Genomic DNA, 13,329 nt, shown 5'->3' with positions numbered 1-13,329 from the left:
GGACGGCGGAATTCAGGCTTGCGCGCCGGATAGCGCCGGCGCGTAGCCGATCATCTGTCGCAGCAGCGGGTCGGTGAACTGCTGTTGCCAGTCGTCCAGCTTGCCCCGAAGGTCGGGGCCGTTGGCCGGAACGATGGGGGCCGCGCGCGGCTGGCGAGGCGTCGGCGAGCAGGCGCCGAGCAGCCCGACGCACAGTGCCAGGGTGGGGAGCGAGAGTTTCGCTAGGGGCATCAGGCTTGCTCCGTGGGGATCTGGGGCGAGTTGCCGGTGCGCGGCGCCTTGCGCAACCGGAACAGGCGCCCGACCACCAGGAAGAACAGCGGTACCAGGAACACCGCGAGTACCGTGGCGGTGACGATCCCGCCGAGCACCCCGGTGCCGATGGCGACCTGGGCGCCGGAACCGGCGCCGCTGGAGAGCGCCAGCGGGACCACGCCGAAACCGAACGCCAGCGAGGTCATGACGATCGGTCGCAGGCGCAGGCGCGCGGCCTCCAGGGTCGCCTGCAGCAGGCTCATGCCTTCCTGGTAATGGTCCTTGGCCACCTCGATGATGAGGATGGCGTTCTTCGCCGAGAGGCCGATGATGGTGATCAGGCCGACCTTGAAGTAGATGTCGTTGGGCAGACCGCGCAGGCTCACCCCGAGCAGTGCGCCGAGTACGCCCAGCGGCACCACCAGGATCACCGCCAGCGGGATCGACCAGCTTTCGTAGAGGGCGGCCAGGGCGAGGAACACGATCAACACCGAGAGGGCGAACAGCGCCGGCGCCTGGGCGCCGGACAGGCGTTCTTCGAAGGACTGGCCGGACCACTCGTGGGCGATGCCCTCGGGCAGTCCCTGCATCAATTGCTCCATCGCCTGCATGGCTTCGCCGCTGCTGTAGCCCGGCGCGGCCTGGCCCTCGAGGTTGAACGAGGGATAGCCGTTGTAGCGGGTCAGTTGCGGCGGGCCGAGGGTCCAGGCGGCCTTGGCGAACGTCGCCAGCGGCACCATCTCGCCCTGCTCGTTGCGCACGTGAAGCCGGCCGATGTCGTCGATGCCCAGGCGCTTGGCGCCGTCGGCCTGGACCACCACCTTGCGCACCTGGCTGCCGTGCATGAAGTCGCCGATGTAGTCCGAGCCGAACATCACCGCCAGGGTGGTGTTGATCTCGTCCATGCTCACGCCGAGGGTCTCCGCCTTGCGCCGGTCGATGTCCAGGCGGATCTGCGGCGCCTCGCCCTGGCCGGCGAACATCACGTTGGCCAGACGCGGGTCCTCGGCGGCGCGCGCCAGCAACTGGTCGCGGGCCTTGACCAGGGCCTCGTAGCCAACCCCGCCACGGTCCTGCAGGCGGAAGTCGAAGCCGCTGGTGGAACCCAGGTCCGGCAGCGGCGGCGAGTTCATCGCATACACCGTACGGTTGGGCAGGCCGGCGAAGCGCTGGTTGATGCGCTCGACGATGGCGCCGACGTGCTGGCTGGCCTCCCGGCGTTCCGACCAGTCCTTCAGGGTGGCGAAGATCATCGCCGAGCTGGTGCCGTCGCCGTACAGGCTGAAGCCGCCGACCGCATAGGCGTAGGCCACCGGTTCGTGCTCCGCCAGGTAGCGCTCGACGTCGCCGACGTTGGCCATGGTCTCCGCCATCGGCGTGCCTTCGGGCTGCATCACCATGATCATGAAGTCGCCCTGGTCCTCTTCCGGCAGGAACGCCTGCGGCAGGCGCACGAAGAGCAGGGCGACCACGCCGATGACCAGGGCGTAGACCAGCATCCAGCGGATCGGCCGGGCGAGGATGCCGGCCACCGCGTTGCGGTAGCGTCCGGTCAGGCGCAGGAAGGCGCGGTTGAACCAGCCGAAGAAGCCGCGCTTCTCATGGTGGTCGGCGTCGATCGGGCGCAGCAGGGTGGCGCACAGGGCCGGGGTCAGCGACAGCGCGAGGAACGCCGAGAAGCCGATGGAGACCGCCAGGGTCACCGCGAACTGGCGGTAGATGTTGCCCACCGCGCCGCTGAAGAACGCCATCGGCACGAACACCGAGACCAGCACCACGGTGATGCCGACGATGGCCCCGCTGATCTGGCGCATCGCCTTGACCGTGGCGTCGTGCGGCGACAGGCCTTCCTCGGCCATCAGCCGCTCGACGTTCTCCACCACGATGATCGCGTCGTCCACCAGGATGCCGATCGCCAGGACCATGCCGAACATGGTCAGCACGTTGATCGAGAAGCCCAGGCCGAGCATCACCGTGAAGGTGCCCAGCAGGGCCACCGGCACCACCAGTGTCGGGATCAGGGTGGCGCGGAAGTTCTGCATGAACAGGTACATCACGGCGAACACCAGCAGCATCGCCTCGAGCAGGGTGCTGACCACCTTCCTGATCGAGATCTCGACGAACGCCGAGGTGTCATAGGGGATGTTGTAGCTCACGCCCTCCGGGAAGTAGCGCGACAGCTCGTCGAGGGTGGCGCGGATGCGCTTGGCGGTGGCCACCGCGTTGGAGCCGGGCGCCATCTTCACCGCCAGGCCGGTGGCGGTCATTTGGTTGACCCGCGAGACGAAGCCGTACTCGCTCTGGCCGAACTCGACGCGGGCCACGTCGCGCAGGCGGATCGCGCCGCCGTCGGCGCGGATGCGCAGCGGAATTTCGCCGAACTGCTCGGGCGTCACCAGGGTGTCGTCGACCTTCACCGTGGCGCTGATCGGCGCCGAGTCGGGGACCCCGAGGTTGCCGATGTCGCCCACGGTGAGGCGGGCGTTGTGCCGGCGCACGGCGTTGACCAGGTCGCTGGCGCTGAGGTTCATCGAGGTCAGCTTGGCCGGGTCGGGCCAGATGCGCATGGCGTACTCGGCGCCCCAGGTCTCGACCTTGCCCACGCCCTCCACCCGGCGCAGCGCCTGCAACACGTTGGACGAGGCGATCTCGCCCAGCTCCATGGCGTCGTAGCGGCCGCTGGAGGAGGTAAGGGTAACGATCAGCTGGATGCTGTCCGCCGCCTTCTCCACGTAGATGCCGTCGCGCCGCACCGATTCGGGCAGGCGCGACTCGACGATCTTCAGGCGGTTCTGCACTTCCACCGCGGCGAGGTCGGCGTTCACGCCCTGGCGGAAGGTCAGGGTCAGCGAGGCCTGGCCGGTGCTGCTGGTGGCCTTGGTGTAGAGCAGGCCGGGCGCGCCGTTCATCTCGCGCTCGATGATCGCGGTCACCGCTTCCTCGACCACCTTGGCCGAGGCGCCGGGATAGCTGGCGCTGACGTTGACCACCGGCGGCGCGATGTCCGGGTACTGGGCGACCGGCAGGAAGCGGATCGCCAGGACCCCGGCGAGCACGATCAGCAGGGAGATCACCCAGGCGAAGACCGGCCGGTCAATGAAGAAACGAGCCATTCGTAGCGTTCTCCGTCACTAGCCCGCCGGCGAGGCGGCCAGCGGTGAGGGGGCGTCGGCGCTGGCCGGCTGGCGGACCACCGCCTGGACGCTGGAGCCGGCGGCATGCTGGGCGGCGTTCTCGACGATCACCCACTCGCCGCCCTTGAGCCCGCGGCTGATGATCCAGTCGCGGCCCTGCAGGGTGTCGGCGCGGACCTCCACGTCTTCCACCAAGCCCTTTGGGTTGACCACCTTGACCACGGCGGACTGGGCGGTACGGATCAGCGCGTCGCGCGGGACGGTGATCGCCTGCGGGTTCACCGCGCGCTGCAGGCGCACCTGCACGTAGCCGCCGGGCAGCAATTCGCGATGCGGATTGCGGAACAGGGCACGCATGGCGATGGTGTCGGTGCCGGGGTCGACCGCCAGGTCGGAGAACAGCAGCTCGCCGGCCAGCGGGTACTCGCTGCCGTCGGCCAGGACCAGGCGCACGGCGATGTCCTTGTCGGCGACACCCTTCACCTGGCCTTCGCGGATCGCCCGCTGCATGGCGGCGACTTCGCCGGCCGGCTGGGAGAAGTTCACGTAGATCGGATCGATCTGCTCGACGCGGGTCAGCGGTGTCGGCGAGTCCTCGCCGACCAGCGCGCCTTCGGTGACCAGCGCGCGCCGCGCGCGGCCGTCGATCGGCGCGGTGACCGTGGCGTAGCCCAGGCGCAGGCGGGCCTGCTCCAGTTCGGCCTTGGCCGAGGCGATCTGCGCCAGGGCCTGGCGCGCGTCGGTCTGCGCTTCGGTGTACTCGCGTTCGCTGATGGCGCGGTCCTTGATCAGGTCGGCGTAGCGCTTGAGCTTGTCGGCCGCCGCCGCGTGGCTGGCCTCGGCCCGGGCCAGGGCGCCGCGGCTGATGTCCAGGGCCGCCTTCAAGGGCGCAGGGTCGATCTGGAACAGCACGGTGCCGGCGCGGACGTCCTGGCCTTCCTCGTACAGGCGACGGGTGACGATGCCGGCGACGCGCGCCCGCACTTCAGCCTGGCGGTACGCTTCCAGGCGTCCGGGCAGCTCGCTGGTGATGCCGATAGGCGCCGGCCTGGCGACGATCACGCCGACCTCGGCGGGGGCCTCCGCAGTCTTCCCGGCGTCCGCTGCTTCTTCGCAGCCCAGCAGGAATAGGGCGACCAGGGCCGCCAGCAGCCCGCGCAGCGAGCCGGTCCATTGGATGTGCATGGGTGTCCCTCGATTCGTGAACTCGCGAGCTTGCCCGGGAAAGGGCACCGCAACTCACGAGCGGCGCGACAGTAGCATATAATCAATCATGAGTGATTAATTAATTGGCGTTTCTGTAACATATCCTTATGATCTGCGGCGCCTTTCCCTTGTGAGGACGTTCAGTGGCCAGGAAAACCAAAGAGGAATCCCAGAAAACCCGCGACGGCATACTCGATGCCGCCGAGCGGGTTTTCCTGGAAAAGGGCGTGGGCACTACTGCCATGGCCGACCTGGCGGACGCCGCCGGGGTTTCTCGCGGTGCGGTCTACGGCCACTACAAGAACAAGATCGAGGTCTGCCTGGCGATGTGGCGCCTTCGGCCAGATCGAGGTACCCGACGAAAACGCCAGGGTGCCGGCGCTGGATATCCTCCTGCGCGCCGGCATGGGCTTTCTCCGTCAGTGCTGCGAGCCCGGTTCGGTGCAGCGGGTGCTGGAGATCCTCTACCTCAAGTGCGAACGCAGCGACGAGAACGAGCCGCTGTTGCGCCGCCGCGAGCTGCTCGAGAAGCAGGGGCAACGCTTCGGCCTCCGGCAGATCCGCCGGGCGGTGGAGCGCGGCGAACTGCCGGCGCGGCTGGACGTCGAGCTGGCCAGCATCTATCTGCAATCGCTCTGGGACGGCATCTGCGGCACCCTGGCCTGGACCGAGCGCCTGCGCGACGATCCCTGGAACCGCGCCGAACGCATGTTCCGCGCCGGCCTCGACAGCCTGCGCAGTTCTCCCTACCTGTTGCTGGCGGACGCCTGAGGGCGTCAATCGTCCGCCATCAGGTGCCTGCGCTGGTCCTCGGCGCCGGCGACCACCAGCCGCTGGGCGTCTTCCTCGCTGATGTGCAGGCGCTTGCCGTCGATGTAGAGCACCGACAGGCGCGCCTCGGCGTCGGTACCGATGCGCAGGCTGTCGACCGGCGCGCGATGCCGGCTGCCTTCGATCTCCACGCTGCAGACGCCTTGTTCCGAATCGATGTCGATGGACATGGGAGCCTCCTGTTTTTTCCGCCTACCTTGGGTGGACCCCGGGCATCCGCGCGGGTTCTGTCACGGTAGCTTCACGCCAGCGTCACGCGCCTGCCACCGCGCTTGGCTGCAATCGTCCGCAGAGAGAGGGCGAGGCCAGCGGAGGACGACGCCATGCGGCTATGCGTGATTGGTGCGGGCTATGTGGGACTGGTGACGGCGGCCTGTTTCGCCGAGATGGGCAACCAGGTGCGTTGCGTGGAGCGTGACCGCGAGCGGGTCGCGCGGCTGAGACGCGGCGAGATGCCGATCTACGAACCGGGCCTGGAAAGCATCCTGCGCGATCAGCTGGACGCCGCCCGCCTGACCTTCACCGCCAGCCTGGCGGAAGGCCTGGCCGACGCCGAAGTGGTGTTCATCGCCGTCGGCACGCCGTGCGGCGAGGACGGCTCGGCCGACCTCAGCCACGTGCTGGCGGTCGCCGAGCAACTTGGCGCGCAACTGCGCCAGGCCTGCATCGTGGTCAACAAGTCGACCGTGCCGGTGGGCACCGCCGAACGGGTCGAAGAGATCATCCGCCTGGGCCTGGCGCGCCGGCGCAAGCGCTTCCGGGTAGCGGTGGCGAGCAATCCGGAGTTCCTCAAGGAAGGCTCGGCGGTGGACGATTTCAGGCGCCCGGACCGGGTCATCATCGGCAGCGCCGAGGCGCAGGCCGGGGAAACCCTGCGCCAGCTCTACGCGCCGTTCCTGCGCAATCACGAGCGGGTCCTGCTGATGGGGCGTCGCGAGGCCGAGTTCAGCAAGTACGCGGCCAATGCCTTCCTCGCCACCAAGATTTCCTTCATGAACGAGATGGCCGGGCTGTGCGCCCTCACCGGCGTCGACATCGAGGACGTGCGCCGCGGCATGGGTAGCGACAAGCGCATCGGCACCCATTTCATCTACGCCGGCTGCGGCTACGGCGGCTCGTGCTTTCCCAAGGACGTCCGCGCGCTGATCCGCAGCGCCGAGCAGCAGGGCTACGACAGCCAGATACTGCGCGCGGTGGAAGCGCGCAACGCGCGGCAGAAGGAGCTGCTCTTCGAGACCCTCGGCGAGCTGTTCCAGGGACGCTGGCAAGGGCGCACGGTGGCGCTCTGGGGGCTGGCCTTCAAGCCGGGTACCGACGACCTGCGCGAGGCGCCGAGCCTGGTCCTGCTGGAGGCGCTGCTGCGCCACGGGGTGCGGGTCAGGGCCCATGATCCGGTGGCCAACGCCGGGGTCGCGGCACGCTATCCGGAAGCTGTGGCCTGCGCCCGATTGACGCTCCACGACTCGCCCTACGCCGCCGTCGAGGGCGCCGATGCCCTGGTGCTGGTGACCGAGTGGAAACAGTTCCGCCAGCCGGACTTCCAGAAAATCCGTGGATCCATGCGAACTCCCCTGTTGGTCGACGGTCGGAATCTCTACGCACCGGCGCGGATGGCGGAACTGGGCTTCATCTACCAGGGCATAGGACGTCCAAGGGCCGGGCATTGTAAGGCGAGCGCAGCCTGATTAGACTGCGCGCCATCCGCATACTTCGTCCATGTCGAAGGATTCTCATGATCAAGAAATGTCTTTTCCCGGCCGCCGGTTACGGCACTCGTTTCCTCCCGGCCACCAAGGCCATGCCCAAGGAAATGCTGCCGGTGGTGAACAAGCCGCTGATCCAGTACGCGGTGGAGGAGGCGCTGGAAGCCGGCCTTTCCGAGATCGGCATCGTCACCGGCCGCGGCAAGCGTTCGCTGGAAGACCACTTCGACATCAGCTACGAGCTGGAACACCAGATCCGCAACACCGACAAGGAAAAGTACCTGGTCGGCATCCGTCGGCTGATCGACGAGTGCACCTTCGCCTACACCCGCCAGGTGGAGATGAAGGGCCTCGGCCACGCCATCCTCACCGGTCGTCCGCTGATCGGCGACGAGCCGTTCGCCGTGGTCCTGGCCGACGACCTGTGCCTGAACCTCGAAGGCGACAGCGTGCTGAAGCAGATGGTCAAGCTGTACAACCAGTTCCGCTGCTCCATCGTGGCGATCCAGGAAGTGCCGCCGGAAGAGACCAACAAGTACGGCGTGATCGCCGGCGAGATGATCCGCGACGATATCTTCCGGGTGAACACCATGGTCGAGAAGCCGAAGCCGGAAGAGGCGCCGTCGAACCTGGCGATCATCGGCCGCTACATCCTGACCCCGGACATCTTCGACCTGATCGAGCAGACTGAACCGGGCAAGGGCGGCGAGATCCAGATCACCGATGCCCTGATGAAGCAGGCCCAGGACGGCTGCGTGCTGGCCTACAAGTTCAAGGGCAAGCGTTTCGACTGCGGCAGCGCCGAGGGTTACATCGAGGCGACCAACTTCTGCTACGAAAACCTCTACAAGACCGGCAAGGCTCACTGAGCCTCGCCGTTCTCGATGAAGAACGCCGCGTCCCCGATGGGGGCGCGGCGTTTTTCGTATGGGGCGAACGGCCATGGGGGTATCCGCCCTACCTGAGCTGTCGGCGGGCGTGGCGTTGTTGGCGTCGGGCGAATAACCCCGCCAGCCTGGCCCGGGCCACGCGGCGTCTCCGCGCCCGGTCAGGGAATCGGCAGTGCCTCGGAACCCGGCCCCAGCGGCTGGCCTTAGCTGAACTCCACATAGTTGCCCGCGGGATCGCGCAGGCCGCAGTAGTAGCCGACCGGATAGGGCTCGTCGCGCGGCGCCCAGACCAGGCAGCCGGCGGCCTCGGCGCGGCGCGCCAGATCGTCTACCGCGGCGCGGCTGGAGAGGGCGAAGCCGAAATGACTGTAATCGTCGCTGGCCAGGTTGCGCGGCTGGCCGCCGGGCATGATGACGAAGATGAAGCGTTGTTCCTGGCCGGGTTCGGCCATCCAGACGATCTGCGAGCCTTTGCCGGGGCGCCGGTGGATCACCCGCATGCCGCAGAAGGTTTCGTAGAAGGCGATGCAGGCGTCGAGGTCGGGGACGTGCAGCGCCAGGTGGGTGAGGGTGGGGGACATCGCGCTTACCTCCACGGACAAGCATAGCCCATCGCCTGCCAGGCCCTGTGCTGAGCCGTTTCGACAGGTTTCTGCGTCGATCCGGCGGGAGCCGACGCTGGTGAATGGGTTATGCTGGAACGCATCTGATCCAGGAGTAGGAACATGTCTTTCGATTTCGATCTGTTCGTCATCGGCGCCGGCTCAGGGGGCGTACGCGCCGCCCGCTTCGCCGCCGGCTTCGGTGCCCGTGTCGCGGTGGCGGAGAGTCGCTACCTGGGTGGCACCTGCGTCAACGTCGGCTGCGTGCCGAAGAAGCTGCTGGTCTATGGCGCGCATTTCAGCGAGGACTTCGAGCAGGCCCGGGCCTATGGCTGGAGCGCCGGCGAGGCGCAGTTCGACTGGGCGACCCTGATCGGCAACAAGAACCGCGAGATCCAGCGGCTCAACGGGATCTACCGCAACCTGCTGGTGAACAGCGGGGTGACCTTGCTCGAAGGTCACGCCCGTCTGCTCGATGCGCACAGCGTCGAGGTGGACGGCCAGCGCTTCAGCGCCAAGCACATTCTCGTTGCCACCGGTGGCTGGCCGCAGGTGCCGGACATTCCCGGCAAGGAACACGCGATCACCTCCAACGAAGCGTTCTTCCTCGAGCGCCTGCCGCGCCGCGTGCTGGTGGTCGGCGGCGGCTACATCGCCGTCGAGTTCGCCTCGATCTTCAACGGGCTCGGCGCCGAGACCACCTTGCTCTACCGTCGCGACCTGTTCCTGCGCGGCTTCGACCGCAGCGTCCGCGAGCATCTGCGCGACGAATTGGGCAAGAAGGGCCTGGACCTGCAGTTCAACAGCGACATCGCCCGTATCGACAAACAGGCCGATGGCAGCCTGGCCGCGACCCTCAAGGACGGCCGGGTGCTGGAGGCGGACTGCGTGTTCTACGCCACCGGGCGGCGGCCGATGCTGGACGACCTGGGCCTGGAAAACACAGCTGTGAAGCTGACCGACAAGGGCTTCATCGCGGTCGACGAGCACTACCAGACCAGCGAGCCGTCGATCCTCGCCCTCGGTGACGTGATCGGTCGCGTCCAGTTGACCCCCGTGGCGCTGGCCGAGGGCATGGCGGTGGCACGGCGATTGTTCAAGCCGGAGGAGTATCGCCCGGTGGACTACAAGTTGATTCCCACCGCGGTGTTCAGCCTGCCCAACATCGGCACCGTCGGCCTGACCGAGGAGGAGGCGCTGAGCGCCGGGCACAAGGTGAAGATCTTCGAGAGCCGCTTCCGGCCGATGAAGCTGACCCTTACCGACGACCAGGAAAAGACCCTGATGAAGCTGGTCGTGGATGCCCACGACGACAGGGTGCTGGGCTGCCACATGGTCGGCGCCGAGGCCGGCGAGATCCTCCAGGGTATCGCGGTGGCGATGAAGGCCGGGGCGACCAAGCAGGCGTTCGACGAGACCATCGGCATCCACCCGACCGCGGCGGAAGAGTTCGTCACCCTGCGCACGCCGACGCGCTGAGCCGCGTCTGAACGAAGAAGCCGGCCCCTGGGCCGGCTTCTTTCATTTTCGCGCTCAGCGCGAGGGGGCCTCGGCCAGCGCCGCCGCTGCGTCGTCGCGGCGCCTGGCGTAGCGTTGCGCGAGCACCGCGCAGACCATCAGCTGGATCTGGTGGAACAGCATCAGCGGCAACACCATCGGTCCCACCGCACTGGTGGCGAACAGCACCTTGGCCATGGGCACGCCGGTGGCCAGGCTCTTCTTCGAACCGCAGAAGACGATGGTGATCTCGTCTTCCTTGCTGAAGCCCAGGTGTCGCGCCAGCACCGTGGTCAGCACCAGGGCCAGGGCGAGGATCACGCAGCAGGCGACGGTCAGGCCGAGCAGCGCCAGCCAGGGTACTTCGTGCCACAGGCCCTGGATCACCGCGGCGCTGAAGGCGGTGTAGACCACCAGCAGGATCGAGCCCTGGTCGACATAGCGCAGCACCGGCTTGTTGCGCTCCACCCAGGTGCCGATCCAGCGCCGCAGGACCTGGCCAGCGATGAAGGGTACCAGCAGTTGCAGGGTGATCTTGCCGATGGCGTCCAGCGCGTTGCCGGTCTCGCCTTCGGCGCCGAGCAGCAGCTTGACCAGCAGCGGGGTAAGGAATACGCCGAGCAGGCTCGACACGGAAGCGCTGCATACCGCTGCCGGCACGTTGCCGCGCGCCAGCGAGGTGAAGGCGATGGAGGATTGCACCGTGGCCGGCAGGGCGCAGAGGAACAGGATGCCGAGGTACAGCTCCGGGGTGACCATCGGCGACAGTGCCGGTTTCAGCGCCAGGCCGAGCAGCGGGAACATCACGAAGGTGCAGGCGAACACCAGCAGGTGCAGGCGCCAGTGGGTCATGCCGGCGATGATCGCCTGGCGCGACAGCTTGGCGCCGTGGAGGAAGAACAGCAGGCCGATGCCGATGTTGGTCACCCATTCGAAGACCACGGCGGTCTGGCCGCTGCAGGGCAGGAAAGTGGCGAGAAGGACGGTGGCGATCAGCGCCAGGGTGAAGTTATCCGGAAGGAAACGCGGTCGGGACATGGGCACGCTCTGCAGGATCGGGGGAACACATGGCAGTCTTCTGGCTGCCTGGCGAACCTGCACTGTAGCCATGGGCTGGGCGACCGGCTAACGCCAGAAGGCCAGCCGATGACGCCGAATGGACAGGGCGGCCGCCGCGCCGCCCCGAGGGGCTCAGACGACGCTGGCCAGCAGCGGCTCGCTGACGCTGGGACGGACCTTGCCGGCATGGGGAGAGAACTCCAGGCGGACGGCGAGCACGGTGACCAGCGAGCGCAGCTTCTCCGCGATCACGCTGGCGCGGTGCTGGCTGAGGCCGGGGAAGGTCAGCAGCAGGCGGATCTTGTGGTCCTCGCGGTCGGCGCGAACCCGCTCCGGGGTGAAGGATTGCACGGCGAACAGGTTGAGCACCCGGCACAGCAGGTCCGGATCGGCCATGCCCTCGATATGGAAGATCGACAGGGTCTCGGTATCTGCGCAGGAGGTTTCCCAGACGTTCGGGCGGATCACCTGGCGTTCTTCGCCGTCAGGGTGTTTGGCCAGGAAAAGGGGGGCGAGGGTTGACATGTGACGCTCCAGGCAGTGTTTCGACGAGAGAAATTCTCCCAGAGGCGTGCCGGATTTTTTCTCCTGTTTTTGCGTGATTTTGCGCTATATGTGCATACTTGATTCCTATATTTTTCTTTGTAGGGAATATTTATGTCCATTCCATTGGATATCTACGATCAGCGTATTCTTGCGTTGCTGCAGGAGGAATCCTCGCTTTCCACCGCCGAGATTGCCGAGCGCATCGGACTTTCCCAGTCGCCCTGCTGGCGGCGCATCCAGCGCCTGAAGGAGGAGGGGGTGATCCGCAAGCAGGTGACCCTGCTCGACCGCAAGAAGATCGGCCTGAATACCCAGGTATTCGCCCAGATCAAGCTCAACGCCCATGGGCGCAAGAACCTCACCGATTTCGCCGAGGCGATGCACCAGTTTCCCGAGGTGCTGGAGTGCCACGTACTGATGGGCGCGGTGGACTTCATGCTGCGTATCGTCACCCGCGATATCGAATCCTACGAACGCTTTTTCTTCGAGAAACTGTCGGCGGTGCCGGGCATCCAGGAAGTGAACTCCATCGTCGCCTTGTCGGAAATCAAATCCACCACTACCTTGCCCCTGCTCGCTCCCTGAGCCTTCCCGGAGAACGCCTGCCCATGACCATCAGCAAGACCAAGTCCAGCTTCTACCGCCGCCTCTACGTCGCCTACCTGATCGACAGCGGCACCGCCAGCGTGCCGGAGATCATGGCCGCCACCGGCATGCCCCGGCGTACCGCACAGGACACCATCGCCGCGCTGGAGGAACTGGACATCGTCTGCGAGTTCGAGCAGCGGGAGGGTGCGCGCAACCACCAGGGCGGCTATGTCATCCGCGACTGGGGGGCGGTACGGCGGGAGTGGGTGGTCGAGCAGCATCGGCGAATCGCGGCGGCGCTGGAGTATCCGGCGGAATGAGCCACGCGCTGGCGGCCACAGGCATATAAAAGAAGGAGGGGCTCAAACTGCCTCCCCTCCCGAGCATGCGTTCTTCAGATGCCGCGCTGTTCCAGGGTGGCCTGGCGGGCGCGCTGGGCCAGCTCCTCGGCGGGCTGGACGCTGCTGCCGGCGGTAGGCGGCGGTGCCGGCATATGCGGCTTGAGGTAGGCCGCCAGGCTGACGCCGCAGTAGACCAGCAGGGCCATGGCGATCAGCGCCTTGTATGGGTCGATGTCGGATCGGCGCTTGCAGACCATACAGATATGCCCTTCGCTGGCTGGGCGTTCGCCACAGTTGCGACAGCGGATCATGCCTTCCTCCCGCCGGATTTTCCTGCCTGCCAGAACGCCAGCGAGGCTTCCTCGCGGGCCTGCTCGGCGCTCAGGCCGATATCCTTCAGTTCCGCCGCTTCCAGGTCCAGCAGCGCGCGCCGGGTCAGCTGGCGTTGCCGGGCCAGGCGATAGCCGCGACGCAGGGCCTGCGCCAGGTTGTCCATCGCGGCGAGTGGGAAGGGGCCATCGAGGCGTTGGCGGCGCTCGGATTTCGCACTGAGTCGCGTCATGCTGCGTACTCCATATTGATCGGCTGGACGACGGAGATAGAATGGCCATCGCGCGCTGTTCCGTACAGGTCCAGAAAAGGTGGGTTGACTGCATACAGATCAAGCGCTCCCCGGC

General features: G+C 66.9%; 14 protein-coding genes and 1 pseudogene. 6 read left to right on the top strand and 9 right to left on the bottom strand.

All coding sequences use genetic code 11. The features are described from left to right. Positions 1-12 precede the first annotated feature (12 nt). The 3 genes from JHD77_RS20100 to mexX are packed head-to-tail and all read right to left on the bottom strand — an operon-like array spanning position 13 to position 4,574. On the bottom strand, positions 13-231 hold the full coding sequence (locus JHD77_RS20100; RefSeq protein WP_003100379.1) for a hypothetical protein: 219 nt from the start codon (positions 229-231) through the stop codon (positions 13-15). Continuing rightward, positions 231-3,368, bottom strand: a complete 3,138-nt coding sequence (gene mexY / locus JHD77_RS20095; RefSeq protein ID WP_003088621.1) for a multidrug efflux RND transporter permease subunit MexY — start codon at positions 3,366-3,368, stop codon at positions 231-233. The genes JHD77_RS20100 and mexY overlap by 1 nt, the downstream gene beginning before the upstream one ends. An 18-nt stretch (positions 3,369-3,386) precedes the next feature. Beyond that, complete coding sequence (gene mexX / locus JHD77_RS20090; RefSeq protein ID WP_031756572.1) at positions 3,387-4,574, bottom strand: multidrug efflux RND transporter periplasmic adaptor subunit MexX; 1,188 nt, start codon at positions 4,572-4,574, stop codon at positions 3,387-3,389. A gap of 164 nt (positions 4,575-4,738) precedes the next feature. On the opposite strand from mexX, the pseudogene mexZ reads away from it, so the two are divergent. Next, positions 4,739-5,366: pseudogene (gene mexZ, locus JHD77_RS20085) on the top strand (efflux pump transcriptional repressor MexZ). Between the two features lie 5 nt (positions 5,367-5,371). Here mexZ and JHD77_RS20080 read toward each other — a convergent pair. Beyond that, a complete protein-coding gene (locus JHD77_RS20080) occupies positions 5,372-5,596 on the bottom strand; it encodes a DUF3203 family protein (RefSeq protein WP_003120203.1) in 225 nt (74 codons plus the stop codon). A 153-nt stretch (positions 5,597-5,749) separates the two neighbouring features. Between JHD77_RS20080 and JHD77_RS20075 the strand changes: the two genes are divergently transcribed. Together JHD77_RS20075 and galU are read left to right on the top strand one after the other, a co-directional pair. Further along, positions 5,750-7,111 (top strand): UDP-glucose 6-dehydrogenase, encoded by a 1,362-nt coding sequence (locus JHD77_RS20075; protein WP_003120202.1) that lies wholly within the window; start codon positions 5,750-5,752, stop codon positions 7,109-7,111. Between the two features lie 47 nt (positions 7,112-7,158). After that, positions 7,159-7,998 carry a UTP--glucose-1-phosphate uridylyltransferase GalU gene (galU, locus tag JHD77_RS20070; protein WP_003088639.1) on the top strand — a complete coding sequence of 280 codons (840 nt, stop codon included), beginning with the start codon at positions 7,159-7,161 and terminating at the stop codon, positions 7,996-7,998. Between the two features lie 224 nt (positions 7,999-8,222). Here galU and JHD77_RS20065 read toward each other — a convergent pair whose 3' ends face one another. Further along, positions 8,223-8,600: a VOC family protein gene (locus JHD77_RS20065; RefSeq protein WP_049950157.1), complete on the bottom strand. Its 378-nt coding sequence runs from the start codon at positions 8,598-8,600 to the stop codon at positions 8,223-8,225. Between the two features lie 144 nt (positions 8,601-8,744). Here JHD77_RS20065 and gorA point away from each other — a divergent pair, with 144 nt between their 5' ends. Further along, complete coding sequence (gene gorA / locus JHD77_RS20060) at positions 8,745-10,100, top strand: glutathione-disulfide reductase (protein ID WP_003100366.1); 1,356 nt, start codon at positions 8,745-8,747, stop codon at positions 10,098-10,100. A 54-nt stretch (positions 10,101-10,154) separates the two neighbouring features. Here gorA and JHD77_RS20055 read toward each other — a convergent pair whose 3' ends face one another. Both JHD77_RS20055 and JHD77_RS20050 read right to left on the bottom strand, forming a co-directional pair. Then, positions 10,155-11,156: a bile acid:sodium symporter family protein gene (locus JHD77_RS20055; RefSeq protein ID WP_031756576.1), complete on the bottom strand. Its 1,002-nt coding sequence runs from the start codon at positions 11,154-11,156 to the stop codon at positions 10,155-10,157. Between the two features lie 153 nt (positions 11,157-11,309). Next, positions 11,310-11,702 carry a hypothetical protein gene (locus JHD77_RS20050; protein ID WP_003088646.1) on the bottom strand — a complete coding sequence of 131 codons (393 nt, stop codon included), beginning with the start codon at positions 11,700-11,702 and terminating at the stop codon, positions 11,310-11,312. Between the two features lie 132 nt (positions 11,703-11,834). Here JHD77_RS20050 and JHD77_RS20045 point away from each other — a divergent pair, with 132 nt between their 5' ends. Continuing rightward, on the top strand, positions 11,835-12,308 hold the full coding sequence (locus JHD77_RS20045) for an Lrp/AsnC family transcriptional regulator (protein ID WP_003100361.1): 474 nt from the start codon (positions 11,835-11,837) through the stop codon (positions 12,306-12,308). A gap of 23 nt (positions 12,309-12,331) precedes the next feature. Further along, positions 12,332-12,631, top strand: coding sequence for a winged helix-turn-helix domain-containing protein (locus tag JHD77_RS20040; RefSeq protein ID WP_003118549.1), 300 nt, complete (start codon positions 12,332-12,334; stop codon positions 12,629-12,631). A 74-nt stretch (positions 12,632-12,705) separates the two neighbouring features. On the opposite strand, the gene JHD77_RS20035 is transcribed toward JHD77_RS20040, so the two are convergent. After that, positions 12,706-12,963: a hypothetical protein gene (locus JHD77_RS20035; protein ID WP_003100357.1), complete on the bottom strand. Its 258-nt coding sequence runs from the start codon at positions 12,961-12,963 to the stop codon at positions 12,706-12,708. Next, a complete protein-coding gene (locus tag JHD77_RS20030) occupies positions 12,960-13,214 on the bottom strand; it encodes a DUF1127 domain-containing protein (protein ID WP_003100355.1) in 255 nt (84 codons plus the stop codon). Before JHD77_RS20030 ends, JHD77_RS20035 begins: the two co-directional genes overlap by 4 nt. Positions 13,215-13,329: the final 115 nt, after the last annotated feature.

Origin of the sequence: Pseudomonas sp. P20, from assembly GCF_016463925.1 — a bacterium.
Classification (GTDB): domain Bacteria; phylum Pseudomonadota; class Gammaproteobacteria; order Pseudomonadales; family Pseudomonadaceae; genus Pseudomonas; species Pseudomonas aeruginosa.
This window is presented reverse-complemented; position numbering and strand designations above follow the sequence as displayed.